Annotated in this window: 26 protein-coding genes; 11 read left to right on the top strand and 15 right to left on the bottom strand. The window is 65.8% G+C overall.

Annotated elements, in window-relative coordinates; genetic code table 11:
- Together AC0IPL_RS13470 and lpdA are read left to right on the top strand one after the other, a co-directional pair.
- On the top strand, positions 1-411 hold the full coding sequence (locus AC0IPL_RS13470; protein ID WP_474275031.1) for an MAPEG family protein: 411 nt from the start codon (positions 1-3) through the stop codon (positions 409-411).
- Between the two features lie 92 nt (positions 412-503).
- Positions 504-1,895, top strand: a complete 1,392-nt coding sequence (lpdA, locus tag AC0IPL_RS13465) for a dihydrolipoyl dehydrogenase (RefSeq protein WP_474275030.1) — start codon at positions 504-506, stop codon at positions 1,893-1,895.
- A 109-nt stretch (positions 1,896-2,004) separates the two neighbouring features.
- Here lpdA and AC0IPL_RS13460 read toward each other — a convergent pair whose 3' ends face one another.
- The 4 genes from AC0IPL_RS13460 to AC0IPL_RS13445 are packed head-to-tail and all read right to left on the bottom strand — an operon-like array spanning position 2,005 to position 4,910.
- Positions 2,005-2,610: a pyridoxamine 5'-phosphate oxidase family protein gene (locus AC0IPL_RS13460; RefSeq protein ID WP_474275029.1), complete on the bottom strand. Its 606-nt coding sequence runs from the start codon at positions 2,608-2,610 to the stop codon at positions 2,005-2,007.
- Positions 2,588-3,340: a lysophospholipid acyltransferase family protein gene (locus AC0IPL_RS13455; RefSeq protein ID WP_474275028.1), complete on the bottom strand. Its 753-nt coding sequence runs from the start codon at positions 3,338-3,340 to the stop codon at positions 2,588-2,590. Before AC0IPL_RS13455 ends, AC0IPL_RS13460 begins: the two co-directional genes overlap by 23 nt.
- On the bottom strand, positions 3,337-4,236 hold the full coding sequence (locus AC0IPL_RS13450) for a cell division protein FtsX (RefSeq protein WP_474275027.1): 900 nt from the start codon (positions 4,234-4,236) through the stop codon (positions 3,337-3,339). The genes AC0IPL_RS13455 and AC0IPL_RS13450 overlap by 4 nt, the downstream gene beginning before the upstream one ends.
- Positions 4,233-4,910, bottom strand: a complete 678-nt coding sequence (locus AC0IPL_RS13445; protein ID WP_474275057.1) for a cell division ATP-binding protein FtsE — start codon at positions 4,908-4,910, stop codon at positions 4,233-4,235. The genes AC0IPL_RS13450 and AC0IPL_RS13445 overlap by 4 nt, the downstream gene beginning before the upstream one ends.
- Before the next feature lie 229 nt (positions 4,911-5,139).
- Between AC0IPL_RS13445 and AC0IPL_RS13440 the strand changes: the two genes are divergently transcribed.
- Positions 5,140-6,198, top strand: coding sequence for a zinc-ribbon domain-containing protein (locus AC0IPL_RS13440; protein ID WP_474275026.1), 1,059 nt, complete (start codon positions 5,140-5,142; stop codon positions 6,196-6,198).
- Between the two features lie 138 nt (positions 6,199-6,336).
- Here the strand turns inward: AC0IPL_RS13440 and AC0IPL_RS13435 are convergent, their stop codons facing one another.
- From AC0IPL_RS13435 to argH, 5 genes are all read right to left on the bottom strand, one after another.
- Positions 6,337-8,949, bottom strand: coding sequence for a TIGR02302 family protein (locus tag AC0IPL_RS13435; RefSeq protein WP_474275025.1), 2,613 nt, complete (start codon positions 8,947-8,949; stop codon positions 6,337-6,339).
- A 78-nt stretch (positions 8,950-9,027) separates the two neighbouring features.
- Positions 9,028-10,293 carry a diaminopimelate decarboxylase gene (lysA, locus tag AC0IPL_RS13430; protein ID WP_474275024.1) on the bottom strand — a complete coding sequence of 422 codons (1,266 nt, stop codon included), beginning with the start codon at positions 10,291-10,293 and terminating at the stop codon, positions 9,028-9,030.
- A 235-nt stretch (positions 10,294-10,528) separates the two neighbouring features.
- Entirely contained in the window at positions 10,529-10,699 is a 171-nt protein-coding gene (locus AC0IPL_RS13425; protein WP_474275023.1) for a hypothetical protein, read from the bottom strand.
- Positions 10,700-10,806: 107 nt separating this feature from the next.
- A complete protein-coding gene (locus AC0IPL_RS13420) occupies positions 10,807-10,983 on the bottom strand; it encodes a hypothetical protein (RefSeq protein ID WP_474275022.1) in 177 nt (58 codons plus the stop codon).
- A 33-nt stretch (positions 10,984-11,016) separates the two neighbouring features.
- Positions 11,017-12,411, bottom strand: coding sequence for an argininosuccinate lyase (gene argH, locus AC0IPL_RS13415; protein WP_474275021.1), 1,395 nt, complete (start codon positions 12,409-12,411; stop codon positions 11,017-11,019).
- Positions 12,412-12,433: 22 nt separating this feature from the next.
- Here argH and AC0IPL_RS13410 point away from each other — a divergent pair, with 22 nt between their 5' ends.
- The 5 genes from AC0IPL_RS13410 (at position 12,434) to phbB (ending at position 16,798) form a co-directional block, all read left to right on the top strand.
- The gene (locus AC0IPL_RS13410; RefSeq protein WP_474275020.1) at positions 12,434-12,994 is read left to right on the top strand and encodes a TlpA disulfide reductase family protein; all 561 of its coding nucleotides are present in this window, start codon (positions 12,434-12,436) and stop codon (positions 12,992-12,994) included.
- 88 nt (positions 12,995-13,082) lie between these two features.
- Positions 13,083-13,424, top strand: coding sequence for a hypothetical protein (locus tag AC0IPL_RS13405; protein WP_474275019.1), 342 nt, complete (start codon positions 13,083-13,085; stop codon positions 13,422-13,424).
- Between the two features lie 142 nt (positions 13,425-13,566).
- On the top strand, positions 13,567-14,406 hold the full coding sequence (locus AC0IPL_RS13400) for an EAL domain-containing protein (protein ID WP_474275018.1): 840 nt from the start codon (positions 13,567-13,569) through the stop codon (positions 14,404-14,406).
- Positions 14,407-14,697: 291 nt separating this feature from the next.
- On the top strand, positions 14,698-15,873 hold the full coding sequence (locus AC0IPL_RS13395) for an acetyl-CoA C-acetyltransferase (protein ID WP_474275017.1): 1,176 nt from the start codon (positions 14,698-14,700) through the stop codon (positions 15,871-15,873).
- A 202-nt stretch (positions 15,874-16,075) separates the two neighbouring features.
- Complete coding sequence (gene phbB / locus AC0IPL_RS13390; RefSeq protein WP_474275016.1) at positions 16,076-16,798, top strand: acetoacetyl-CoA reductase; 723 nt, start codon at positions 16,076-16,078, stop codon at positions 16,796-16,798.
- A 112-nt stretch (positions 16,799-16,910) separates the two neighbouring features.
- Here phbB and AC0IPL_RS13385 read toward each other — a convergent pair whose 3' ends face one another.
- Positions 16,911-17,060 carry a hypothetical protein gene (locus AC0IPL_RS13385; RefSeq protein WP_474275015.1) on the bottom strand — a complete coding sequence of 50 codons (150 nt, stop codon included), beginning with the start codon at positions 17,058-17,060 and terminating at the stop codon, positions 16,911-16,913.
- A gap of 115 nt (positions 17,061-17,175) precedes the next feature.
- Here AC0IPL_RS13385 and AC0IPL_RS13380 point away from each other — a divergent pair, with 115 nt between their 5' ends.
- The gene (locus AC0IPL_RS13380) at positions 17,176-18,123 is read left to right on the top strand and encodes a transcriptional regulator GcvA (protein WP_474275014.1); all 948 of its coding nucleotides are present in this window, start codon (positions 17,176-17,178) and stop codon (positions 18,121-18,123) included.
- Positions 18,120-18,983 carry an aromatic amino acid exporter YddG gene (yddG, locus tag AC0IPL_RS13375; protein WP_474275013.1) on the top strand — a complete coding sequence of 288 codons (864 nt, stop codon included), beginning with the start codon at positions 18,120-18,122 and terminating at the stop codon, positions 18,981-18,983. Before AC0IPL_RS13380 ends, yddG begins: the two co-directional genes overlap by 4 nt.
- A 141-nt stretch (positions 18,984-19,124) precedes the next feature.
- Here yddG and AC0IPL_RS13370 read toward each other — a convergent pair whose 3' ends face one another.
- The 3 genes from AC0IPL_RS13370 to AC0IPL_RS13360 form a co-directional block, all read right to left on the bottom strand.
- Positions 19,125-19,298 carry a YdcH family protein gene (locus AC0IPL_RS13370; RefSeq protein ID WP_474275012.1) on the bottom strand — a complete coding sequence of 58 codons (174 nt, stop codon included), beginning with the start codon at positions 19,296-19,298 and terminating at the stop codon, positions 19,125-19,127.
- Between the two features lie 237 nt (positions 19,299-19,535).
- Positions 19,536-20,300 (bottom strand): tRNA1(Val) (adenine(37)-N6)-methyltransferase, encoded by a 765-nt coding sequence (locus tag AC0IPL_RS13365; RefSeq protein ID WP_474275011.1) that lies wholly within the window; start codon positions 20,298-20,300, stop codon positions 19,536-19,538.
- Positions 20,297-20,512 (bottom strand): putative signal transducing protein, encoded by a 216-nt coding sequence (locus AC0IPL_RS13360; protein WP_474275010.1) that lies wholly within the window; start codon positions 20,510-20,512, stop codon positions 20,297-20,299. The genes AC0IPL_RS13365 and AC0IPL_RS13360 overlap by 4 nt, the downstream gene beginning before the upstream one ends.
- Before the next feature lie 57 nt (positions 20,513-20,569).
- On the opposite strand from AC0IPL_RS13360, the gene AC0IPL_RS13355 reads away from it, so the two are divergent.
- Complete coding sequence (locus AC0IPL_RS13355) at positions 20,570-21,568, top strand: polyprenyl synthetase family protein (protein ID WP_474275009.1); 999 nt, start codon at positions 20,570-20,572, stop codon at positions 21,566-21,568.
- 169 nt (positions 21,569-21,737) lie between these two features.
- Here the strand turns inward: AC0IPL_RS13355 and AC0IPL_RS13350 are convergent, their stop codons facing one another.
- Positions 21,738-22,559: a 4-(cytidine 5'-diphospho)-2-C-methyl-D-erythritol kinase gene (locus tag AC0IPL_RS13350; RefSeq protein ID WP_474275008.1), complete on the bottom strand. Its 822-nt coding sequence runs from the start codon at positions 22,557-22,559 to the stop codon at positions 21,738-21,740.
- A complete protein-coding gene (locus tag AC0IPL_RS13345; protein WP_474275007.1) occupies positions 22,549-24,270 on the bottom strand; it encodes a tetratricopeptide repeat protein in 1,722 nt (573 codons plus the stop codon). The genes AC0IPL_RS13350 and AC0IPL_RS13345 overlap by 11 nt, the downstream gene beginning before the upstream one ends.
- Positions 24,271-24,283: the final 13 nt, after the last annotated feature.

Genomic DNA, 24,283 nt, shown 5'->3' with positions numbered 1-24,283 from the left:
ATGACCCCCGAACTCACCGCCCTCACCCTCGCCGCGCTCCTGCAGGTCTTCCAGATCGCCCTCATGGCGGTTCCGGCCAATCTGGAGCTAAAGCCGGGCCAGACCCTCGGTCCCCGCGACCGCGACCGGCTGGGCGGCGACCTTCAGGACCAGGTCTCCCGCCGCACCGCGCGGCTTTGGCGGGCGATGAACAACCATTTCGAAGGGCTGATCCTCTTCACCATCGCCTGCGTCGTGGTCACGCTGGCGCAGAAATCCTCAGCCCTCACCGCCGCCTGCGCCTATCTCTACCTCGGCGCACGCGTGCTGTATGTCCCGGCCTATGCCTTTGGCTGGACACCCTGGCGCAGCCTGATCTGGGCCACCGGATACCTCGCCACCGCGGCCATGCTGGCCGCCTGTCTCTTATGACCCTTCACCTTCGCACATACACTCCGGGGAAGGTCCGCAAGGGCCGGGGGCAGCGCCCCCTCCCCGCTCAACCCTAAAGGAGCACATGACACATGGCATCCTATGACGTGATCGTAATCGGCGCTGGCCCCGGCGGCTATGTCTGCGCCATCCGCTGCGCCCAGCTGGGCCTGAAAACCGCCATCGTGGAAGGCCGCGAAACCCTCGGCGGCACCTGCCTGAACGTGGGCTGCATCCCCTCCAAGGCGCTGTTGCACTCGACCCACCTGCTGCACGAGGCCGAGCACAACTTCGCCCATATGGGCCTCAAGGGCAAATCCCCCTCGGTCGACTGGGACCAGATGAAGGCCTACAAGGACGAGGTCATCGGCCAGAACACGGGCGGTGTCGAGTTCCTGATGAAGAAGAACAAAATCGACTGGATCAAGGGCTGGGCCGCAATCCCCGAGGCCGGCAAGGTCAAGGTCGGCGACGACGTGCATGAGGCCAAGAACATCGTGATCGCCTCCGGCTCGGTGCCCGCCTCCATTCCCGGCGTCGAGATTGACGAGAAGGTCGTGGTCTCCTCCACCGGCGCGCTGGAACTGCCGAAGATCCCGAAGAAACTGGCCGTGATCGGCGCCGGCGTGATCGGGTTGGAGCTGGGTTCTGTCTACGCCCGCCTCGGCTCCGAGGTCACCGTGGTCGAATACATGGACGCGGTCTGCCCCGGCATGGACAAGGACGTGCAGCGCAGCTTCAAGCGGATCCTGGAAAAGCAGGGGCTGAACTTCATCATGGGCGCTGCCGTGCAATCGGTAGAAACCTCCAAGACCAAGGCCAAGGTCAAGTACCAGCCCAAGAAGGGCGGCGACGAGGTGACGTTGGACGCCGATGTGGTGCTGGTTGCCACGGGCCGCAAGCCCTACTCCGAGGGGCTGGGGCTGGACGCGCTGGGGGTCAAGATGACCGAACGCGGCCAGATCGCCACGGATGATCACTGGGCCACCAGCGTCAAGGGCGTCTATGCCATCGGCGACGTGATCGAAGGCCCGATGCTGGCCCACAAGGCCGAGGATGAGGGCATGGCGGTGGCCGAGGTCATCGCGGGCAAGCACGGCCATGTGAACTACGGCGTCATTCCCGGCGTTGTCTACACCACGCCCGAGGTGGCCACCGTCGGCCAGACCGAGGACGCGCTGAAGGCCGAGGGCAAGAAGGTCAAGGTTGGCAAGTTCATGTTCATGGGCAACGCCCGCGCCAAGGCCGTCGGCCAGGCCGAGGGCGGTTTCGTCAAGATCATCACCGACGCCGAAACCGACCGCATCCTCGGCGCTGCGATCATCGGCCCGGCTGCTGGCGACTTGATCCACGAGCTGTGTGTCGCGATGGAATTCGGTGCCTCGGCCGAGGACGTGGCGCTGACCTGCCATGCGCATCCGACCTATTCCGAAGCCGTGCGCGAAGCGGCGCTCGCCTGCGGCGACGGCCCGATCCACAGCTGATCCGAGACCACGTCCGCAAAAACTAAATTGGGCAGCTGGAAACAGCTGCCCTTTACTTTTTCGGGCGCAGACGCCTCCGGTGTTCTTAGCGCACCTGCCGGAAGCGCGCCTACCACATTGTCTTGGCCGCGCGGGCATCCCAACCGGCGTCATACGCCGCACCGCCTTCTTCACCTGAGGTCTGCTCGGCCAGGATGTCCCCCATCGTGGGCAGATCGGCACTTTCGTCCACGCCGTTCCATGTCCCTGCGCGCATCAACGCACGGGCGCATTGGCTGTAGATTTCGCCGATCTTGATCACGATCACTGTGGCGGGCTGCTTGCCGTGTTTTTCAAACCGCGTCCGCAGATCCGCATCCGCGGTAAGGCGCGCCATGCCATTGACCCGCACCACGTTGTTCGATCCAGGCACCAGGAACATCAGCGACACCCGCCCGTCCCGCACAATATTGCGCAAGGAATCCAGCCGGTTGTTGCCACGCCAGTCAGGCAGCGCCAGGGTGCAGGGGTCCAGCTCCACAACCACCGGGCCGTCATCACCGCGCGGGCTGCCGTCCGTGCCATCGGGGCCAACGGTCGCCAGTACGCACAGCTTCGACGCCATGATCCAGCGCCGGTACAGCGGCGTCATCTGCCGTGCCACCTTCCGTAAAGAAGGCGCTCCCGGTGTCCCGTAAAGCGCCTCCAGCTCGTCAATGCTGCTGAGAAAGTTCATGCGTTCCCTCAAACCCCGCTTCTGCCATCAAAGCGTCGGAACGCTGTTCCACCCGCTGTTCCAGCGCCGCCATGAACTCTGCCCGTTCCGTCCCCGGCGGGATCGGCTCCAGGAACTCCACCACCGCCAGCCCGGGCTTGCGGTAGATCCCGGTGCGCGGCCACAGCACGCCCACGTTGGTCGCCGCTGGGACGCAGGGCTGTGCCAGCCCCTCATACAGCACCCCGGTGCCGATCTTGTAGGGCTTCTGCGCCCCCGGGGCGACGCGGGTGCCTTGCGGGTAGATCACCAGCTGCCCCGGCTCGCGGTTTTCGGCCGCGACATCGCGCACCATCTTGGTGATGGCCGCGCCGCGTTTTCCGCGGTTCACCGGCACGCAGCCCAGACGCTTGGCATAGACGCCGATCACGGGTGTCCACATCAGCTCGCGCTTCATGATGAACCGGGCCGACGGCAGCGCGTTGAAGATAATCAGGATATCCAGGAAACTCTGGTGCTTGGCGGCGACGATCACCTCGCCCTGCGGCACCGTCCCGCGCACCTCGGAGCGGATGCCAACCATCCAGGAAGCGGTCCACAGCGACCAGCGGGCATAGGTCTTGCAGGCCATCCGCGCGCCCTTGGGCGACAGCACAGCCCAGGGTGCAAACAGGATGCCCATCACCAGCATCATCAGATACATCTGCACCGTAAAGACCGCCGAGCGCAGCCATTGGATCGCAAATTTCACGTAAGTTCCCCCAATCGTTTGGTGGCCGCACGGGTGGTGGCGGCAAAGGCCACCAGCGCCCCCAGCGGCGGGATCACCAGCGGCACCAGCCAGCCCCAGCCCTGAAAGCCCAGCCCAGTGAGAAAGCCGCCCTCATCCGAAGCTTCGGGCATCAGCCAGACTCCGGCCATGCCCAACAGCACCCCCACCGCCGCCCCGCTGAGCGCGCGCAGGGTAAAACGGCGGATAAAGGCCTGCGCGATATAACTGTCAAGCGCGCCGACCAACCGAAGCACCTCGATCACCTGCGCATTGGCCGCCAATGCGGCATTGGCCGCCAGGGTAATCATTGCCGCCGTGGCGCCGGCAATCAGCAGGATCGACACCCAAGCCAGTCGCCGCAGCGCCTGCGCCGCATCCACCAGCGGTTCGCGCCAGCGGGTGTGGTCGTCCAGAACCGCGCCCGGCACCTCCGCCTGAAGCCGCAAGCGCAGCCCGGTGGCGTCATATCCGGTCTCATCTGCCGTTACCTCGATCAGCTGAGGCAGCGGCAAGGTACCCGCTGGCAGGGTTGCGCCGAACCAAGGCGCCAGCAGCGCCGCCTGTTCCTCGCCCGACAGGGCGCGCGCGGTGGCAACGCCTGGAGTCTGTCGCAGGATCTCCAGGGCGGCGTCGGTCTGCGCCACGCGCTGCTCTGCCGGGGCATTGATGCGCAGGGTTGCGGCGCGCGCCAATTCCGACGCCCACTGATCCGCCAGTCGTCCTGCCGCCATCGACAGCGCCAGCGCAAACACCGCCAGAAACGCCATCGCACCGGCCACAAACAGGGTCAGCTGGGCGGTAAAGCCGGTGGGTGGCACCACCCGGTTGGCCTGGGCATCGCCCAGCACCAGTTTGTGCAGTTTTCCATCGGTCATAGGTCCGCCCCCGCCAGCTGCAACTGCCGGTTGGAGATCCGCAGCACCCGCGCCTGCACCTGGTTCTTGGCTGCGCGGATCAGCGACAGATCGTGGGTGGCAACCAGGATGGTCTTGCCCATCCGGTTCAGCTCCACCAGCAGCTGCAACAGCCGCTGCGACATCTCCCAGTCGACATTGCCGGTGGGTTCATCCGCAATGATGACATCCGGTGACAGGATCACCGACCGCGCCAGCGCCGCCCGCTGGCGTTCGCCGCCCGACAGCTCCGGCGGCAACGCATGGGCGCGCGCGCTCAGGCCCACCCAGTTCAGCAGCTCCTGCAGGTTGGCCTCCTCATGGCCCAGCTCGCGGCCCGAAACCAGCAGCGGCAGGGCGATGTTCTCGATCACCGGCAGATGGTCGAGAAACCGGCAATCCTGGTGCACCACGCCAACCCGGCGCCGCAAGTAGGCCATCTGATCGCGGTCCAGCCCCTGCACGTCCATGTTGAAGGCGCGCACCCGCCCCGCGGTCGGCGTCAGCGCGCCATAGCACAGCTTCAGCAGCGTGGTCTTGCCCGCACCGGACGGGCCGGTGAGGAAATGGAACGACCCCGGCGCCAGCTGCACCGACACGGCATTCAGCAGCTCTCCGCCACCGTAGTTGTAGCCTACGTTCTCCAGCTCGATCACGGCTGCCCCCTGGTTGCGCCCCGGCATCGGGACCCGGCTGTTTTGCCCCAAGGGGCAGGCAGTTTCAATGGGGGCTCTGTTGCGCGGATGTCGCCGCGCCGCGGAGGCCGGGCCACGGGCCGTGATTGACCCTTTCACCGGCGCGCCGGGCAACATATAATCCCTTGAAAAACAACCCGCCGCCCCTGCCCGCCGCAGCCGATGGCGGGATGGTGCCGAGGAGAGCATGATGCGCCTGACCTGCCCGAACTGTGCAGCCCAGTACGAAGTGCCCGAGGACGTGATCCCGGCCGAAGGACGCGATGTACAATGTTCGAACTGCGGCCAAACCTGGTTTCAGGCCGCCGCTGGGACAGCTGCATCTGACGGCGATACCGGCGCCGAAACCGATGCCGGCACGGACAGCAGCACGGGGGCCCACCTTGGTCCTGACGCAGCGCCCGACACAGGCGCGGTTCCGGCGGAGCCGGCTACGGCTGCATCACCGGCACCTGCCCCCAGTGCGACGCCAGAATCCAGCCCTACTGAGACCGACCTGCCATCCGACACTGTCGCGCCTGCTGCCGGGGCAGATGCGGAAACAAACACACAAGCGGACGACCTGCCTGCGACGAAGCACGCCCCCGACCTTGAACCCGATGCGGCAGAGGACGATCGCGCAGACGTGACCGAGGATAAGGTGCAGGCAAGCGCCACGCCGCAGCGCAGCCGCGGTCTCGATCCGGCACTGACCGAAATCCTGCGCGAGGAGGCCGAACGCGAAGCCGCCTTGCGGGCGCAAGAAAGTCAAAGCATAGAGACACAGCCCGATCTTGGCCTCCAAGAGCCACGCCGCCCGCCGCAGGCAACCGATCTCTCGACCGACGACACGGACGCCACCACACAAGTCGACGCCAGCCAGCGCGGCCGCGAAGCCCGCGACCGCATGGCGCGTCTGCGTGGCGAGGACCCCAGACTGGCCGCCGCCGCAGAAACCGGCAAGCGCCGCGAGCTGTTGCCCGACATTGAGGAAATCAATTCCACCCTGCGCGCCTCCGGTGCGGGCGGGGCGGCGGCGACGGCGCAACCGGACACGACAACGCCCCCGGCGCGGCGGCGCAACAGTTTTGCCCGCGGCTTCACCTTTTCCGTGGTCACCGGGCTGCTGTTGCTGCTGGTCTATGACAAGGCGCCGCTGATCGCCAATACGCTACCGCCGATGGAGTCGGCGCTGAATAGCTATGTCGGTTGGGTGGATCAGGCGCGCCTGTGGCTGGACGCGCAGGTACAAGGTGCGACCACCCCGTAACCTGCTGCGCCGCCACACGCGGATCGCTGCCAGCATCTCCGGGTCATACCGTCTCCCTGTTCTCGTACCTGCGCAGGCAGGGATCCGCCCCTTCGCCGCTGCGCGCAAAAGGGAGACCTGCACCCAGCGCCGCGGCAGTCAAAACCTGTCCAGCAGCCGTTGCAGGTAGCCGCGTTCGCGCTCGCTGCGCTCGCGCTCACCGGCCCGGCGGCGAATGTCCTCCAGCAGATCCCATGCCCGGCGATAGGCCTGGCCTTCGCCCACCTCACCGCCATCGTCGATGCCGCCATTGCTGCGCCCAAGGGGGTCCAGCGGCCCGCCCTCGGCCGTGGTGGACGGCTGGCCCTGACCGTTGGGTTGCCCCGGTTGCTGCTGTTCCGCCAGCGCTTCGCCCATGCTGCGCATGCCTTCACGCAGGGCTTCCATCGCCTCCGACTGACGGTCGATCGCCTCAGCCCGGTCACCGCCACGCAGCGCCTGTTCGGCGCCGTCCATGGCGCGCCCCGCCCGGTCCAGCGCCTCGCGCGTGGCCTCTCCGGCCTCGCCACCCAGATAGGGCAGCCCTTCGCGCTGACGCTGCAACTGCTGGCGCAGCGCCTGCTGGCGATCCGCCAGCGATCCGCCCTCGCCCTCGGCGCCGCGGCTGTCGCTGCCGTCGCCACCCTGGCCTTCGCGGCCGCTCTCACCGCCCTGACCACCCTGGTGCTGCTGACCGCGGCCCAGACCGCCGTCGCGGCCCTCATTGCCCTCGCTTTCACCACTGCGCGCACCCGGGTCGAACTGCTCCTGCAGATCGCGGAAAGCCTGATCCGACAGCCCCTGCTGCTCACGCAGGGTTTCTCCCAGCCCCTCCATCGCCTCGCGCCCCTCGTGGCCGCCGCCCTGGCCCTGCTGCGACTGGGTCATGCGCATGTTTTCCATCATCTGCTGGAATTCACGCAGCGCCTGCTCGGCTTCCGCCATGCGGCCCTGCTCCATCAGCTCCTGGATACGGTCCATCATCGCCTGAAGATCCTGCTGGCTGAGGGTCATCATGTCCTCGGGATCGCCTCCGGGATCGCCGCTCTCGCCCCCGGCCTCGGCCTGACGGCTCAGCTGGCGCAGATAATCCTGGGTCGCTTCGCGCAGCTCTTGCATCAGGCGGGCGATCTCTTGATCGCTGGCACCATCGCGCATCGCCTGGCTCAGCTGCTCCTGGGCGCGGCGCATCCGCTCCAGCGCATCGCCGACGTCACCCTCCTCCAGCTGAATCGCCAGATCCCACAGGGCCGCGGCAATCTCGGCCTGCTGCGTCTCTCCAATGCTGCCCGCGTGGGTGTGGCTCTCCAGCCGTCGCAGAATGGTGCGCAGCCGCAGATAGTCGCCATAATCGCGGAACAATCCCGCGGGGCGGTGCGACAAGGTGCGCAGAACCTGTGCCACCCGCACCGCATTGGCACGCGCCCACAAAAGATCGCGGCGCTGCTCGGCCACCGCCGCCGCCAGCGGATCAAAGAAACGCCGGGTCACCAGCCGGGTGCCAAAGCCCGCCGCCGCGGTGGATTGACCGGCTGCATCCACTGCCGAAAACGTGAACACAACCGGCAGGTTGGCCCAAGGGTGTTGGGCAAAATCCTCAACCAACTGCTCCGTAAAGTCCTGCCGTGAGCCAGTGATCGGCAGCGGCAGGTCCAGCATCAGCGCCTCGCGCGGGTCGGGGTGGGCGGCCAGCCCATGGGTCCGCTCCACCGCGGCCAGATCCAGCGTGACCCGCACCTGGCCCGCCGCCACGCCGTAATCATCCTGCGCCGCAAAGGCCAGCGTGGTGACGCCATCCTCGGCCAGTTGCGGCTGACCTGTAACGGCGATCTTTGGCGGTTGATCCGGGATTATCTCCACCCGCCAGCTGCGCCCGCCGCTGCCCACGATTTCCACGGCTCCGCTGCGGCTAACCTCAAACGCCGGGGCGCTGGCTTCGGCGCTGGCGGGCGGCTGGTCTTCACGGCCCTGGCCCGAGACATCCTCAGCCAGGGTCAGCGCCCCCGTCTCGCCATAGAATCGCAGGGTGATGCGGCTGCCTCGCGGTAGCGGCAGCACACCCGCATCCTGATCATTCAGATACAGCACCGGCAGCCGGGTGTAGGCAGGTGGTTCGGCCCAGCCCTCCCATGTGGGGCCAGTCAGCCCGGCGGCGCCGCCCGCGCCCAGATCCCGCACCGTGGCGACCTGCCACAGCGAGCCGAACAGCAACGCCACCGCCAGCATCAACGTCGCCATGTAGCGCAACGCATACGGGTCGGCAGCCGCGATGTTCAGATCGGGCTTGGCGGGCCGGGCGCCGCGGCTGGCTTCGGCCATGCGCCGCTGGTGCGCCTGCCACAGGGCTGCCGAGGCCGCGTCCTTCACGCCGCTTGCCTGCCGGTCCAGCAGCGCCGAGACTGGCCGCCCCGGCAGGGTTTCGTCCAGCCGTGCCAGCGCCGCGGCGCGGCGCGGCCAGCGAAACCGCCAGCTGCCCCAGACAAGGCAGGCCACAGCGCCCGCCAGCGCCAGCCCGGCCACCGCCCAGGTCAGTTCCGTGGCCAGCCATTCGTGCAGCCCCAGCATCAGCGCTGCCAGCACCGCCATCAGCACCGACGCCAGCGGCCAGAAAGCGCGCAGCGCGCGTTCCGCCGCCATCCCCGCCTGCGTCAGCCGCACAGGCCAACGCAGATGGCTCAGCTCCGGTTGGGCCAAATGGTTGCGGGTCGGGTCGCCATCACGGTCAAGCGGCATGCGGGCCTCATCCTCCTGTGGCCCGCGCGGGGTCGCGCCAGAAAGCGTTCGCCCCCGCCGCATTGCGTCGGAGCCGGATCAGAGCCACGCGGGGATGGTATCGCGGTTTATCATTTCGTCAAAGGTGGGACGTGCGCGAATAACTGCGAATTGATCCCCATGTACCAGCACCTCCGGGATCAGCGGCCGCGAGTTGTACTCACTTGCCATCACCGCACCATAGGCACCGGCGCTGCGAAAGGCGATCAGATCGCCCGCGGCCAGCGGCGGCATGTTGCGCTGCTTGGCAAAGGTGTCACCGCTTTCACAGACCGGGCCGACAATGTCATAGGGCTGCGGATCGATACCTGCCTCTGCCTCCTGCACCGGCACGATGTCGTGGTAGGCTTCATACATCGCCGGGCGGATCAGGTCGTTCATGGCGCCGTCGATGATCAGAAAATCGCGCCCCTCGCCGGATTTCACATAGATCACCTTGGAGACCAGCAGCCCCGCGTTGCCGGCGATCAGCCGCCCCGGCTCGATCTCCAGCTCGCAGCCAAGGTGCCCCAGCGTCTCCTTGACCATCTGGCCGTATTCCACCGGCAGGGGCGGCGCGGTGTTGGAGCGCTCGTAAGGGATGCCGAGCCCCCCGCCCAGATCCAGGCGGCGGATGTCGTGGCCGTCGGCGCGCAGAGCTTCAGTCAGCTCCGCCACCTTCTGATAGGCCAGCCGGAACGGCTCCAGCTCGGTCAGCTGCGAGCCGATGTGAACGTCGATGCCGACCACGTCCAGCCCCGGCAGGGCGGCGGCGCGGGCATAGACCTCCCGGGCACGGGCGATCGGGATGCCGAACTTGTTCTCGGATTTGCCGGTGGCGATCTTGGCGTGGGTCTTGGCGTCCACATCCGGGTTGACCCGGATGGTGATCGGGGCGACAACATCCAGCTCATGCGCCACGGCGCTGATCACCTCCATCTCCGGCTCAGACTCGACGTTGAACTGGCGAAGGCCACCGCACAGCGCCACCCGGATTTCCTCTGCCGTCTTGCCCACACCGGAAAACACGATTCTGTCACCCGGCACGCCTGCCGCCTTGGCGCGCAGGTATTCGCCCTGGCTCACCACATCCATGCCCGCGCCCGCCTGGGCCAGCGTCTTGAGGATCGCCTGGTTGCTGGCCGCCTTCATCGCGTAGCACACCAGATGATCGGTGCCCTCCAGCGCCTCGTCGAAGAGGCGGAAGTGCCGCAACAGCGTGGCAGTGGAATAGACATAGAACGGGGTGCCCACCGCCGCGGCGATCTCGGAGATGGGAACGTCTTCGGCGAAAAGCGCGCCGTCGCGGTAGAGAAAATGATCCATGATCCCGCGTTTAGGGCAAAAGGGGCAGATGGATCAATTGATTTCCCGCCCCCACACGCCGCTGCCGACCGCCTGTCCGCCGAAGTCACTGCCCCCAGGCAGATGCGCTGGCCAAGAGGACCCGCGTGGTGCGGCACGCCGCGTTTTCATCTTTCCGAGAGTACTCACGGCGCAGCAGTGCCCACGCGCGCGCCGGTTGCGGTTTTGCGCCGGTGGCACCCCTTCGAAGCCCAGATCAAAAACTGTGCGACACGCCCACCCGTGCATAGCCCGAGACCGACACGCCGCCGGACGGTTTCGGCGCCAAGTCCTGCGGCCGCGTAGCCTGCGGGTCAGGCGCGCCGGTGTCACAGCCTGCCAGACCGGTCGATCCGGCGATCACCAACGCCAGCAGGGCAAGTCTCATCGCAAATGCTCCAACATGCAAACCGCCCGGATGCCTGACCCGGACGGTTGTTGACGTGGGGCGTCCTGCGTCCCGGGTCAAGTGCGTGCCCCCGCGCGGCGTCGCGCTTAGAACCCCAGTGTCACCCACAACGGCCCCTTGCCGAGACCGACCGCGCCGCCCACATGCACACCGCTGCTGGACACACCAACGCCGGCATTCAGGGTCGGCTGCACAGGTTCGCCATCAACGCCGCAGGCGGACAGCACCGCCACTCCCAGCACCGCTATAATCCTGTTAAGCATGTCTGCCTCCTTGCAGCGCGCCATGGTCCGGCCTCAGCCGTCCAGCATCTCTTTCCAGCGGGCCACCTGCGCGCGCACCTGTGCCGGAGCGGTGCCGCCATAAGACATGCGCGAATTGACCGAATTCTCGACCCCCAGCACGTTGAAAATGTCTTCGGTGATGCCTTCGTGTACGCCCTGCATATCTTCCAGGCTCAGATCCGGCAAATCGCAACCGCGGCTTTCCGCCATGGCAACCAGCGTACCGGTGACATGGTGGGCGTCGCGGAACGGCACCTTCAGCACCCGCACAAGCCAGTCGGCGAGATCGGTGGCGGTGGAGAAGCCGGAGCCCGCCGCCGCCGCCAGCGCCTCGCGGTTGGCGCTCATGTCCTTGACCATGCCTTCCATCGCCGCCAGCGCCAGCATCCAGTTGTCGGCCGCGTCAAACACCTGTTCCTTGTCTTCCTGCATGTCCTTGGAATAGGCCAAGGGCAGCCCCTTCATCACCATCATCAGCGCGGTGTTGGCGCCGAAGATCCGGCCCACCTTGGCGCGGATCAGCTCGGCGGCGTCCGGGTTCTTCTTCTGCGGCATGATCGAGGAGCCGGTGGAGAAACGGTCCGAAAGGGTGACAAACCGGAACTGCGCCGAGGACCAGATCACCAGCTCTTCGGCAAAGCGGCTGAGGTGCATGGCGCAGATCGACGCCACCGAGAGGAACTCCAGCGCGAAGTCGCGGTCAGACACCGCATCGAGCGAGTTGGCGGTCGGCCGGTCAAAGCCCAGCGCGCTTGCGGTCATCTCCCGGTCGATCGGGAAGGAGGTGCCAGCCAATGCCGCCGAGCCGAGGGGTGATTCGTTCATCCGGACGCGGGCATCGCGCACGCGGCTCAGGTCGCGGCCGAACATCTCCACATAGGCCATCATATGGTGGCCCCAGGTCACCGGCTGCGCGGTTTGCAGATGGGTAAAGCCCGGCATCACCCAATCGGCCCCGGTCTCAGCCTGCGACAGAAGCGCGCGGATCAGCGCCAGGAGGCCCGATTCCGCCGCGTCCAGCTGGTCACGCACCCAGAGTTTGAAATCGGTCGCCACCTGGTCATTGCGGCTGCGGCCGGTGTGCAAACGGCCCGCAGGCTCGCCGATGATCTCTTTCAGGCGGGCCTCGACGTTCATGTGAATGTCTTCCAGCGCGGTCGAGAACTGAAACGTGCCGCCCTCGATCTCTGACAAAACGGTGAGCAGCCCTTCCGAAATCGCCTCGGCATCATTATCCGTAATAACGCCTGTTGCGGCCAACATCGCCGCGTGGGCTCTTGAGCCGGCAATGTCCTGTGCTGCCATCCGTTTGTCGAACCCGATCGAGGCGTTGATCGCCTCCATGATCGCGTCCGGGCCAGCGGCAAAGCGGCCGCCCCACATCTGGTTCGAGGATTGATCTGTCATGGTGTGGAACCCCGGAGATAATATGCGTCTGTTTCGTCAGCTTTCCCTTTATATGGCCCTGACCTTGGGTGCAAATGCGGCCTTTGCCGCGGACACGGCCCAGCTGGAGAGCCTGCGCGACGGCTCGATGAAGAAACTGGTGGTGCACGCGGCCCCGAAACCGGTGTCCGCCACTGCCTTTCACCTGGCCGATGAGGCGGGCATGGCCAGCCTGGAGGACTATCGCGGCAAGGTGGTGCTGCTGAACTTCTGGGCCACCTGGTGCGCCCCCTGCCGCAAGGAAATGCCGCAACTGGCCGAATTGCAGGCCGAATTCGGCGGCGAGGATTTTGAGGTTCTGACCATTGCCACCGGGCGCAATTCCCCGGCTGGCATCCAGAAGTTCTTTGATGAAACCGGCATTGACAACCTGCCCCGCCATCAGGATCCCAAACAGGCGCTGGCGCGCGAGATGGCGGTGATTGGCCTGCCCATCACCGTGCTGCTGGACCGCGATGGACAGGAGGTCGCGCGGCTTTTGGGCGATGCCGAGTGGAATTCCGACAGCGCCAAGGCGATCATCAGGGCGATGGTCGACGGCTGAACAGCCCCGGCCCCTGACGGAACGGGGAACCGCACTATCTGACTCTCACAGGAGCCGCCCGTCGGCGGCCGCGATGGGAGAACACGATATGAAACCAGTCGTCTTACTGATCGGCAAACTGCCACATGTGATCGGCGATGTGGCCAGCCAACTGGACCACTTGCCGATCCACTGGCTGGGCGCGCATGACAAGGCCGAGGTGCTGCGCCAGCTGGAGGCCGAGCCCCGCATCGCCTGCGTCATCATGGGGGCCGGGCTGGACGACCAGACCCGCGGTGACCTAATCGGTATCATTGCCGCGCGCAGGCCCGATGTCTGCATCCACCTTAAAGACCGCGCCTCAGGCTCGGAAGGTTTGGTGCCTTTCGTGGAGCGGGTGGTGCGGATGCAGCTGCTTTCGCCGCCGCAACACATGGCGGTCGCGGTCTGATCCGCTGCGGGCGGCAGGGTCGACGCAGGCGGGACGCCGGATTGTTCAAATGCTATCTTTAACCCCGCATCAACCCTTTTGCCCGAAGCTGCGGCAAGCATCATACTGTGTCACATCATTGCCGAAACGGGACCGCAGCAGCATGACCAAAAAACACGCCAGGGCCGATTTGCCCGAAGGGGCCGACAATCCGCTCAGCGCCGCGGTTGCTCGGCGCGATCAGTCGACGCTCGACATGGTCTCCGAGGCGGTCAGGTACGATCAGACGGTGCTGGCCTATCAGCCGGTGATGCAGGCACTGGCACCGCATGGCGTGGCCTTCTACGAAGGTTACATCCGGGTGCTGGACGCCACCGGCCGGGTGATTCCCGCACGCGAATTTATGCATGTGGTCGAGGACAAGGAACTGGGCCGCGAACTGGACTGCTTGGCGCTGCAGCACGGCCTGAAGGCGCTGGAACAGTTCCCCCAGATTCGCCTGTCGGTCAACATGTCGGCGCGTTCCATCGGTTATCAGCGCTGGAACCGGGTGCTGGAGCGTTTCCTGAAACGTGACGAGACCCTGGGCGAGCGACTGGTGCTGGAAATCAGCGAAGCCTCGGCCATGGCCGCGCCGGAACTGGTCACCGATTTCATGGGGCGGATGCAACAGCACGGCATCGCCTTTGCGCTCGACAACTTCGGCGCCAGCACCACCGCCATCGGTCACTTCCGTCAGTTCTTCTTTGACGCGGTCAAGATCGACGGCCAGTTCGTGCGGGGCATCCATGCCAACCATGACAACCAGGCCGTGGTCCGGGCGCTGGTCGGCATCGCCAAGCAGTTCGACATGTTCTGCGTCGCGGAATCGGTTGAAACCCAGGCCGACGCGGAATTTCTGATCGCCAACGGCGTCGACTGCCTGCAAGGCTACCTGTTCGGCGCCCCCTCGGTGTCACCGTCGTGGATCGAGGACATGAAACACCGACAGCAGACCGGCTGAGCCGCCGCTGCCGCAGCCAGCCTGTCCGGCCCCTGCCCGCCGCCGCCTGACCCCTATCAGCCGATGCTGCCGCGCAGCATGGACAGGCCTCTCCGCGAGTTCCCGCCAGATTGAGTTGAGCTGACGGTTGACACCGCGCCCGCCCGTGGGACACCCTGTCAATTGCTGCACATGCAGCAATAGATTATGCCGGACCCCGGAGGAGATGGGAACGTTTGTTGCGCACACGACCCCGAACGCCCGGCGCAACCCCTCCCGGAGACTTGAATTGATGGCTGAGGATCAAGACCAATGACCAATGTTGTAATCGCATCTGCCGCGCGCACCGCCGTCGGCTCCTTTGGCGGCGCATTCGCCAACACCCCCGCCCATGATCTGGGCGCCGCGGTGCTGGAGGCGGTGGTAGCCCGCGCCGGCATCGACAAATCCGACGTGTCGGAAACCATTCTCGGCCAGGTTCTGACCGCCGCACAGGGCCAGAACCCGGCTCGCCAGGCGCATATCAACGCTGGCCTGCCCAAGGAAAGCGCCGCCTGGAGCATCAACCAGGTTTGCGGCTCCGGTCTGCGGGCGGTGGCGCTCGGCGCCCAGCACATCCAGCTGGGCGACGCGTCGATCGTGGCTGCCGGTGGTCAGGAAAACATGACCCTGTCGCCCCATGCCGCGCATCTGCGCGCGGGCCACAAGATGGGCGACATGAAGTATATCGACACCATGATCCGCGACGGTCTGTGGGATGCCTTCAACGGCTACCACATGGGCCAGACCGCCGAAAACGTGGCCGAGCAGTGGCAGATCTCCCGCGACATGCAGGATGAATTCGCCGTGGCCTCGCAAAACAAGGCCGAGGCGGCGCAGAAGGCCGGCAAATTCGCCGACGAGATCGCCGCGTTCACCGTCAAGCACCGCAAGGGCGAAACGGTGGTGGATCAGGACGAATACATCCGCCACGGTGCCAACATGGAGGCGATGCAGAAGCTGCGCCCCGCCTTCGCCAAGGACGGCAGTGTGACCGCCGCCAATGCCTCTGGCCTGAACGACGGTGCCGCCGCCACCCTGCTAATGAGCGCCGATGAGGCGGAGCGCCGCGGCATCGAACCGCTGGCCCGCATCGCCTCTTATGCCACCGCCGGTCTGGATCCGTCGATCATGGGTGTCGGCCCGGTCTATGCGTCCCGCAAGGCGCTAGAGAAGGCCGGCTGGTCGGTGGAGGACCTGGACCTGGTCGAGGCCAACGAGGCCTTTGCCGCCCAGGCCTGCGCAGTGAACAAGGACATGGGCTGGGATCCCGCCATCGTCAACGTGAACGGCGGCGCCATTGCCATCGGGCACCCGATCGGCGCATCGGGCTGCCGGGTGCTGAACACGCTTCTTTTTGAAATGAAACGCCGCGGCGCCAAGAAGGGTCTGGCGACCCTGTGCATCGGCGGCGGCATGGGCGTGGCCATGTGCGTGGAGCGTCCGTAAGTGGCGCAAATCCGCTGATATTCAGGGCGTCCCTTTGGGGCGCCCTTTTTCTTTTACATTCGACCGTTATCTCATTGGCAGAAGGCGCAGGTGCGACAATTTTATGCGGCAGCGCAGAATGTGCGTCGCGCAATATTGTTGCTAGACTGGTCGAAAGATTACAATAAGATTACCGATAATAAGACAACAGGAGGATTCTTGAATGGCACGAACTGCACTCGTCACCGGCGGCTCCCGCGGCATTGGCGCAGCAATTTCCCAGGCGCTGAAGGCGCAGGGCTGCACAGTTGCAGCAACCTATGCCGGCAATGACGAAGCCGCGGCGAACTTTACCGACGAGACCGGCATCAAGACCTACAAATGGAATGTTGGCAGCTATGAGGACAGCGCCGCCGGCATCGCCAAGGTTGAGGAAGAGCTGGGCCCGATCGACATCGTGGTAGCCAATGCCGGCATCACCCGCGATGCGCCATTCCACAAGATGACCCCACAACAGTGGCAAGAAGTGATCGACACCAACCTCACCGGCGTGTTCAACACCGTGCATCCGGTCTGGCCCGGCATGCGCGAGCGCAAGTTCGGCCGCGTCATCGTGATCTCTTCGATCAACGGACAGAAGGGGCAGTTTGCCCAGGTGAACTATGCCGCGACTAAGGCGGGCGATCTGGGCATCGTGAAATCGCTGGCCCAGGAAGGCGCGCGCGCAGGCATCACCGCCAACGCCGTCTGCCCTGGCTATATTGCCACCGAAATGGTGATGGCGGTGCCGGAGAAGGTGCGCGAGTCGATCATCAGCCAGATCCCAACCGGCCGCCTGGGCGAGCCGGAGGAAATCGCACGCTGCGTCGCGTTCCTGGCCTCCGACGACTCGGGCTTCATCAACGGCTCAACCATCTCGGCCAATGGCGCACAGTTCTTTGTCTGAGCCACGCTGACCGCTGAAACGGTAAGGGCCGGTCCTGCAGGACCGGCCCTTTTCTATCCCGTAAGTGCCTTGCGCGCTCAGGCTCAGCGGGAAATTCTGCGGCGGCGGGCGGTCAGGCCCAGCGCGAGACCCGTGGGCGGAGAGCCGACACCGAGCATTTGCCTGCCAGCCATTTGAACGCTTGTTTCAGAACCGCACCACGGGCCACATGGGCACGGGTCATGGCGGATTTGACGGCAGCATTTGCGGAGTATTCAAGCATCTAGGGCCTCCTTGGGTCGGATAAACATCCTTTTCGTGTGTTGAATATGCGCGCTTGCGGACAAACTGACAAACGAGACTTCTCCGCGCTTCAGTTAAGTATTACTTATGTGAAGATGTCTGATCGTCTGCCCCCGCTGACCGCCCTGCGCGCCTTTGAGGCTGCCGCCCGCCATATGTCCTTTGCCAAGGCGGCAGAGGAGTTGCACGTGACCCCTGCCGCCCTGTCGTTTCAGGTGAAATCGCTGGAGGACCATCTGGGGGAGCCGTTGTTTCACCGGCTCAACCGCGCGGTGCAGCTGACCGAAGCGGGCAAGACACTGGCGCCAGGCACCACCGACGGTTTTGAGAGGCTGAGCGCCGCCTGGCGCGCCACCCGGCGGTTGCAGGACAACACCACGCTGACGGTGACCGCAGGCCCGGCGCTGACCTCGAAATGGCTGGCACCACGGCTCTACGAATTTGCCCGCAGCCACCCGGAGATCGATCTGCGGTTCTCGGCCACGCTGCGGCAAATGGATTTTGCCCGCGATGAGGTGGATGTGGCGATCCGCTTTGGCTATGGCCCGGACGACGGTGTCTGGGCGATGCCGCTGCGCAAGGACTGGATGACACCGGTGATGACGCCGGAGCTGGCTGAGCGCTACCCCACCCCCGATAGCCTGATCGAAGCACCGCTCTTGTTTGACGAGTCGCTGAACTTCCTCGATCCGCCCTGCGACTGGCCAGTCTGGTTCCGTTCGCAGGGGATTGAATTCACCCCCACCCACGGGGCCTGGTTTTCGCAGGCCGACCACGCCATCGATGCAGCACTGGCCGGGGTCGGCGTGGCGCTGGGACGGCGGCCGATCATCGTGACGGACCTGCACGCGGGCCGCCTGGTGGCGCCGTTCAAGACCGCCATCGAGACGGACGCGCATTTCCGCTTTCTCTGCGCCACCGGCACCGAAAACCGCCCCCAGATCGCCGCCTTTCGCGATTGGTTTATTGCCGAGATCGAAAAGACCGCATACATATCAGAGGCTTTTGAGATCATTCCCGCCAAGGACATTCCCCCGACATGACCCGCTCCCGCGCGACCGCCATCGGTTTTATCGCTGTTCTGTTGTGGTCGCTGCTAGCCTTGCTGACGGTGGGTTCCGCCCCCACGCCGCCGCTGCTGCTGAACGCGCTGTGTTTCACCATCGGCGGCACGCTGGGGCTGGTCTGGACCGCCACCAGCGGCAAGCTGGGCCAGCTGCGGCATGTCCCGCTGCGAGTCTATGCCTTTGGCACGCTGGGTCTGTTTGGCTATCACGCGCTGTATTTCTCTGCCTTGCGATTGGCGCCCGCCGCCGAGGCCGGGTTGATCGCCTATCTCTGGCCGCTGCTGATCGTGCTGTTCTCCGGGCTGTTGCCCGGCGAGCGGCTGAAGCCGGGTCATCTGATCGGTGCGGTGCTCGGCTTTGCGGGGGCGGCCACGATTATTTCCGGCGGCGGCGCAGGGTTTCAGGCGCAGTTTCTGCCGGGCTACGGGCTGGCCCTGCTGTGCGCGCTGACCTGGTCGGGCTATTCGGTGCTGTCGCGGCGGCTCGGCGGGGCGCCGACCAGCTCGGTCGCAGTGTTCTGTCTGGCCACGGCGTTGGCCTCCTGGGGGCTGCATTTCGCGTTGGAGGACACGGTCTGGCCCGTCGGCGGCTTGGGCTGGCTATCGACGCTGATGCTGGGGCTGGGGCCGGTGGGGCTGGCGTTTTATGTCTGGGACATCGGTGTAAAACAGGGCGATATCCAAATGCTGGGGACCAGTTCCTATGCGGCGCCCTTGCTGTCGACGCTGGTGCTGGTGCTGGCCGGTGTGGCCACGGCCAGCTGGGGGCTGGCGCTGGCGGCCGCGCTCGTCACCGCCGGGGCGCTGATTGCCGCCCGCGCCAGCGCGACCGGGTAGGACGCGGCGATGCCACCCCCGCGCCCACCTGCCCTTCTTGCCTGGCCGTCCCGCCGCTCTGCCCCCCGCAAACAGAAAAGGGTCGCCGTAGCGGGGCGACCCTAGACGTGAAAATGCCGGGCGGTTGGCCCGGCGGGAACCTCAGACTGTCTCGGAAGACAGGCGCTCAATCTCTTCCTTCAGCTTGAGCTTTTGTTTTTTCATTGTTGCGATTTGCAGCCCGTCGGTACTTGGCGATCGCTGGGCCTGTTCCACTTCCATGCTCAGATGCTCGTGCTTCTTCTTAAGTTCGGTCAGGTGCGAGCTGATGCTCATGGCACTCCTCCTCTATTGAGCTAGATGTGTCGGACAGATTGAGTGGAGCATAAGTTTTTGCGTCTGTCACGCCGCAGCCGCAGCATTTTTGTCATGAAATATTCACATCGGCTGAGTGCCGCGCATGCGACGCCAAGCGCGCGCAAATACCGACTGAAAACGACGATCACAGGCCGCGCAGAGGTTGAAACAACCGCGATCAGTGCATAGATGAGCGCGATTTCTAAAAACACAACCTCAGGGCCAGGGTAGCGCTGCACCTTCGCGCAAAACCGCCCGGATCTCGGCCGTATAGCTATCGCCATCGCGTTCATGCCGGGCCCCCTGGTGCAAAACCAGCGGCGCATGCAGACGAAAATCCGCCTTCCCGCCCTTACGCGCGCGCAGGATCACCAGCTCTGCCGCGCGCTGCGGGCGCGGCGCCAGCGGCAACACCTCGACCGAGCCGAGACACCCCGCGCAGGCGGCCAACATGTCGGGCAGCCTGTCAGCGCGCTGGATCATGTGGAGGTGGCCGCGGTAGGTCAGACGCCGCGCGGCAATGCGCACCCAGTCGGCCAGCGGCGTGCCTTCGCCCAGAGCGACCTGCCGCCCGGCGTCGCGCGCCGGGCTGTGGGCGCCCGGTTTGTAATAGGGCGGATTGGCGATGACATGCGCGAACTGGCGCTGTTTCAACGCCGCGGGCAAGGCCGCCAGATCCGCCTCGAAGACCTCCAGCTGATGGCCGTTGGCCGCGGCGTTGCGGCGGGCGAGCTCCGCGTAAGGCGGTTGCAACTCTACCCCGGCCAACGTCAGATCCGGCACCCTTGCGCCGAGACACAACAGCGCCTGACCCGCGCCGCAGCCCAGCTCCAGCACCGCATCACCCGCACGCGCCGGAACGCTCGCGGCCAACAGCACAGGGTCCACCCCCGCGCGGTAGCCTGCCAGCGGCTGCCACAGCTGCACCCGGCCGCCCAGAAACCCGTTGCAGCTCAGCTCCGTGTCGGCAAACCCGCTCATCTGCCCAGGGGGATTTCGTTGTCGCGCATCACCACCAGCGCATCGTCGTAATCCGCCGCGCGCACCATCAGGCGGCGCGGAAAAATGCCGATGCCGCCTTCCAGGATGCTCATATTTACGTCCATTTGAAAGCAGTCTATATCCTCTCCCTCAAGGAGGGCGGAGGCAAAGGCCATGATCGTCGGATCGGTGCTGCGCAAAAGCTCTTTCATGGAACAGGATCTAAGGGCAAGGCGCCTACCTTGTCGAGCCTCGCAGGCGGGAATGTGATGGACCAAGTGATGACCAAGAAGCCGCATGAGATGCTGGCCGCCACGCTGAGCCAGGAACTGGATGCGGTAAACGCGCTGATCCGCGACCGGATGGCCTCGCGCCATGCGCCGCGCATCCCCGAGGTGACCGCGCATCTGGTGGAGGCCGGCGGCAAGCGGCTGCGGCCGATGTTGACGCTGGCGGCCGCGCGGCTGTGCGGCTACGGCGGCGACCATCACCTGAAGCTGGCCGCAACGGTCGAATTCATCCACACCGCTACGCTGCTGCATGACGACGTGGTAGACGAAAGCGGGCAGCGTCGCGGTCGACCCACCGCCAACCTGCTGTGGGACAACAAAAGTTCCGTTCTGGTCGGCGATTACCTGTTTGCCCGCAGCTTTCAACTGATGGTGGAAACCGGCAGTTTGCGGGTGCTGGACATCCTCGCCAATGCGTCGGCCACCATCGCCGAGGGCGAAGTGCTGCAGATGACCGCGGCGTCTAACCTGAAAACGGATGAGGACGTCTATCTGCAAGTGGTGCGCGGCAAGACCGCGGCGCTGTTTTCCGCCGCAACCGAAGTGGGCGGGGTGATCGCCGGCGCACCGGAAGATCAGGTGAAGGCGCTGTTTGCCTATGGCGACGCGTTGGGGATTGCGTTCCAGATTGCCGATGATCTGCTGGACTACCAGGGCGATGCCAAGGCGACCGGCAAGAACGTCGGCGACGATTTTCGCGAACGCAAGCTCACCCTGCCGGTGATCAAGGCGGTGGCGCAGGCCACCGACGAGGAGCGCGCTTTCTGGACCCGCACCATCGAGAAGGGCAAGCAGAAGGATGGCGATCTGGAGCAGGCGCTGGCGCTGATGGCGAAATACGGCACTCTGGAGGCGACGCGGCAGGATGCGCTGATGTGGGCGGCCAAGGCCCGCACGGCGCTGGAGAAGCTGCCCGGGCACGAAATCCGCGACATGTTGAGCGACCTCGCCAATTACGTCGTGGCGCGCCTCAGCTGAGCGGGGTTTGAGGGCCGCTGCCCCTCGGCTTTGCGGCCTTACCCCGGAGTATTTTCAACCAGAAAGAAACGCTGGCCCGCCGCGCGGCAGCGCGGCGCTCGGCCAAACGGCGGCCAAGCATCTTTGATGCGCCGTGCCACGGGCGGGAGCCACTGGTCGCGAGGGTGTTTCAGGCCAGCGCGACGGCGCTACACCACCAATCGGGATGTTCCGCGCCAATGTCATAGGCCGCCATATGGGCGGCCTTTTTCGTGGGGTAGAGCGCAAAGCAGGTGGCACCGGAGCCGGACATGCGTGCCATCAGCGCCTGGCGCGAGGCGCGTAGATCCGCCAGGGTGCGGTCGATCTGCGGCGCCAGTTGGCAAGCCGGGGCTTCCAGATCGTTGCGCTGCTCTTGTAGCCAGGCGGCGCAGTCGGCGGCGTCGGTGAAGGCGGGAATTGCGGCAGGCATAGCCGCATTGGTGCGGCAGTCCAGCGCTGAAAACACCGCGCCAGTGGGCAGCTGCACGCCGGGATTGACCAGGAGTGCGTGCAGCTGTGGCAGCGCCACCGGGGTGACCGCTTCACCGATGCCCTGCATCCGCGCGGCGCGCGCCGCCATGCAGACCGGCACATCGGCCCCCAGCGACAGCGGCAGATCGTCCGGTATGCGCCCATCCTGCCCCGCGATGGTCTTCAGCAGCGCCGCCGCGTCCGAGGAGCCGCCGCCGATGCCGGCGCCATGCGGCAGCTGCTTGTCGAGATGGATCCAGCCGCGCCAGCCGGCCCCCTTGGCCGCTTGCCACAGAAGATTGCGCTGGTCTGTCGGCACGCCCGCGGCGAACAGGCCGCTGACCTCCAGCGCAAGTTCGTCGCCGGGCGCGATGCGCAGCCGGTCGCCGGTATCGGCAAAGACCACCAGCGAATCAAGCAGGTGATAGCCATCCGCGCGGCGGCCGGTCACATGCAGGGTCAGGTTGATCTTGGCGGGTGCAAGAACCTCAACCGCCATTGGCGACTTTCAGCGGCTGCGCGCCCTCCTCGGCCAGGAGCGCATCGAGACCGATTTGCAGCTTGCGGCGGATGCGCTCAGGGTCAGCCTCGCCGTCGGTGTCCTCGGGGTCCACGAAGGACAGCGCGCGTTTCCACTGGAACTCCGCCTCGCGGGCGCGGCCCACCGCCCAGTAGACATCGCCCAGGTGATCATTGACCACCGGGTCGACCGGCATTAGCTCCACCGCGCGCTCCATATGCGCGACCGCTTCGTCAAAGCGGCCCAGACGGAACAGCACCCAGCCCAAGGAATCGACGATATATCCGCTGTCGGGACGCGCAGCGACGGCGCGCTCGATCATCTCCAGCGCCTCGTCCAGTTTGATGTTCTTTTCCACCAGCGAATAGCCGAGGTAGTTCAACACCTGTGGCCGGTCCGGCTCCAGCGCCAGCGAGGCGCGGAAGTCCGCCTCTGCCTGCGACCACTGGTCCAGCCGTTCGTGGCAGATGCCGCGGGCATAAAGCAGGAACCAGCGCCCCCCGGCGTCCTCGGACATGTACTCCAGCGCCTTGTCATAGGCCGCGGCGGCGCCGGCGTAATCCTCCTGCTGGCGCAGCAGGTCACCGAGGCTGACATAGACGCTGGCCTGATCGGGAAACGCCCGGCTAAGCTGGGTCAGAACTTCGGCGGCGGCTTCGGGTTTGGCGGCGCGGCGCAGCGCCTCGGCGCGGCCCATTTCCGCCGCGTGGTAATCCGGATGGCCGCTGGGCACCTGCCGATAGGTGGCCACCGACAGCTCATAGCGCCCCATCTGGTCCAGCAGACTGGCGCTAAGCAGGAGCGCATCCACATGGTCCGCCCGCAGCGCGGCCGCCATGCGGGCGTACATCAGCACATAATCATTGGCGGTGTCGCCGTTCAGGGCAGAGCCAAGCGTAAAGAACACCTCGGCGATGCCATCGCGCGGGGTTGGCGCGATGGTGAAGGCCAAGGTCTCGTCGGCGCTCAGCTGCGCGTCCAGCGCCGCCAGGCCGGGGTCGAGCCGATCCGAGAACGCGTCGCGCAGCACCGCGCGGGCGTCGTCGTTGCGGCCCAGCTGGGACAGGATCTGCACCCGCGCAATCGCGGCGCGTCGGCTGAGCGCCGCCAAGCGTCCGTCATCCGCTGCAAACAGCGCATCCGCGCCACCATAATCTCCGGCGGAAGCCAGCGCCAACGCGCGGTGATAAAGGACGAAGGGGCGCAGGCTTTCGTCCTCGGCCAGATCGTCGAAGGCTTGCAAGGCGTTGGAGACAGAGCCGGCGCCGACATGCGCCCAGGCCTGCAACAGCCCGTCCACCAGCGGGTGGATGGCCTCAAGCGCGGGGTCGCGCGCGAGGATGGCTGCAAAGTTGCCGTTCATGGCATGACTGCCGGCGATCACCACATTGCCGACCTGGCTGCGCGCGCCGGTTTGCAGCAGCCGCTTGGCCACCGGCACCGCAGCCTCCGCCTGGCCCATGGCCAGCTGGGCAAAGACGACGTTTTCCATCAACAGCGGGTTCTTGGGATCGCGCGCCAACGCCTGGGTGTAATAGAGCGCCGCCGCGGCAAAATCGCTGTCGTATTTGGCGGCGCGCCCGGCGAGGTAGGACCCCGCCAACCCACCGGCCTGCACGGCGGGCGGGAAAGCGGCGCATACGGCGACGAGCGCCGCCCCTGTCAGGCTGCGAAAGATGGATACGGGCACGCGGGACCCCCCT

The sequence above is a fragment of the Leisingera sp. SA32 genome (assembly GCF_056033425.1).
The sequence above is the reverse complement of the archived record's forward strand: the minus strand, read 5'-3'. Positions and strand labels throughout refer to the sequence as shown.

Bases quoted from the DNA above. Each gene is read 5' to 3' on its own strand.
- AC0IPL_RS13470 (WP_474275031.1), top strand. From the start codon at position 1: ATGACCCCCGAACTCACCGCCCTCACCCTCGCCGCGCTCCTGCAGGTC.
- lpdA (WP_474275030.1), top strand. From the start codon at position 504: ATGGCATCCTATGACGTGATCGTAATCGGCGCTGGCCCCGGCGGCTAT.
- AC0IPL_RS13460 (WP_474275029.1), bottom strand. From the start codon at position 2,610: ATGAACTTTCTCAGCAGCATTGACGAGCTGGAGGCGCTTTACGGGACA.
- AC0IPL_RS13450 (WP_474275027.1), bottom strand. From the start codon at position 4,236: ATGACCGATGGAAAACTGCACAAACTGGTGCTGGGCGATGCCCAGGCC.
- AC0IPL_RS13440 (WP_474275026.1), top strand. From the start codon at position 5,140: ATGCGCCTGACCTGCCCGAACTGTGCAGCCCAGTACGAAGTGCCCGAG.
- AC0IPL_RS13435 (WP_474275025.1), bottom strand. From the start codon at position 8,949: ATGCCGCTTGACCGTGATGGCGACCCGACCCGCAACCATTTGGCCCAA.
- lysA (WP_474275024.1), bottom strand. From the start codon at position 10,293: ATGGATCATTTTCTCTACCGCGACGGCGCGCTTTTCGCCGAAGACGTT.
- AC0IPL_RS13425 (WP_474275023.1), bottom strand. From the start codon at position 10,699: ATGAGACTTGCCCTGCTGGCGTTGGTGATCGCCGGATCGACCGGTCTG.
- AC0IPL_RS13420 (WP_474275022.1), bottom strand. From the start codon at position 10,983: ATGCTTAACAGGATTATAGCGGTGCTGGGAGTGGCGGTGCTGTCCGCC.
- argH (WP_474275021.1), bottom strand. From the start codon at position 12,411: ATGACAGATCAATCCTCGAACCAGATGTGGGGCGGCCGCTTTGCCGCT.
- AC0IPL_RS13410 (WP_474275020.1), top strand. From the start codon at position 12,434: ATGCGTCTGTTTCGTCAGCTTTCCCTTTATATGGCCCTGACCTTGGGT.
- AC0IPL_RS13405 (WP_474275019.1), top strand. From the start codon at position 13,083: ATGAAACCAGTCGTCTTACTGATCGGCAAACTGCCACATGTGATCGGC.
- AC0IPL_RS13400 (WP_474275018.1), top strand. From the start codon at position 13,567: ATGACCAAAAAACACGCCAGGGCCGATTTGCCCGAAGGGGCCGACAAT.
- AC0IPL_RS13395 (WP_474275017.1), top strand. From the start codon at position 14,698: ATGACCAATGTTGTAATCGCATCTGCCGCGCGCACCGCCGTCGGCTCC.
- phbB (WP_474275016.1), top strand. From the start codon at position 16,076: ATGGCACGAACTGCACTCGTCACCGGCGGCTCCCGCGGCATTGGCGCA.
- AC0IPL_RS13385 (WP_474275015.1), bottom strand. From the start codon at position 17,060: ATGCTTGAATACTCCGCAAATGCTGCCGTCAAATCCGCCATGACCCGT.
- AC0IPL_RS13380 (WP_474275014.1), top strand. From the start codon at position 17,176: ATGTCTGATCGTCTGCCCCCGCTGACCGCCCTGCGCGCCTTTGAGGCT.
- yddG (WP_474275013.1), top strand. From the start codon at position 18,120: ATGACCCGCTCCCGCGCGACCGCCATCGGTTTTATCGCTGTTCTGTTG.
- AC0IPL_RS13370 (WP_474275012.1), bottom strand. From the start codon at position 19,298: ATGAGCATCAGCTCGCACCTGACCGAACTTAAGAAGAAGCACGAGCAT.
- AC0IPL_RS13365 (WP_474275011.1), bottom strand. From the start codon at position 20,300: ATGAGCGGGTTTGCCGACACGGAGCTGAGCTGCAACGGGTTTCTGGGC.
- AC0IPL_RS13360 (WP_474275010.1), bottom strand. From the start codon at position 20,512: ATGAAAGAGCTTTTGCGCAGCACCGATCCGACGATCATGGCCTTTGCC.
- AC0IPL_RS13355 (WP_474275009.1), top strand. From the start codon at position 20,570: ATGGACCAAGTGATGACCAAGAAGCCGCATGAGATGCTGGCCGCCACG.
- AC0IPL_RS13350 (WP_474275008.1), bottom strand. From the start codon at position 22,559: ATGGCGGTTGAGGTTCTTGCACCCGCCAAGATCAACCTGACCCTGCAT.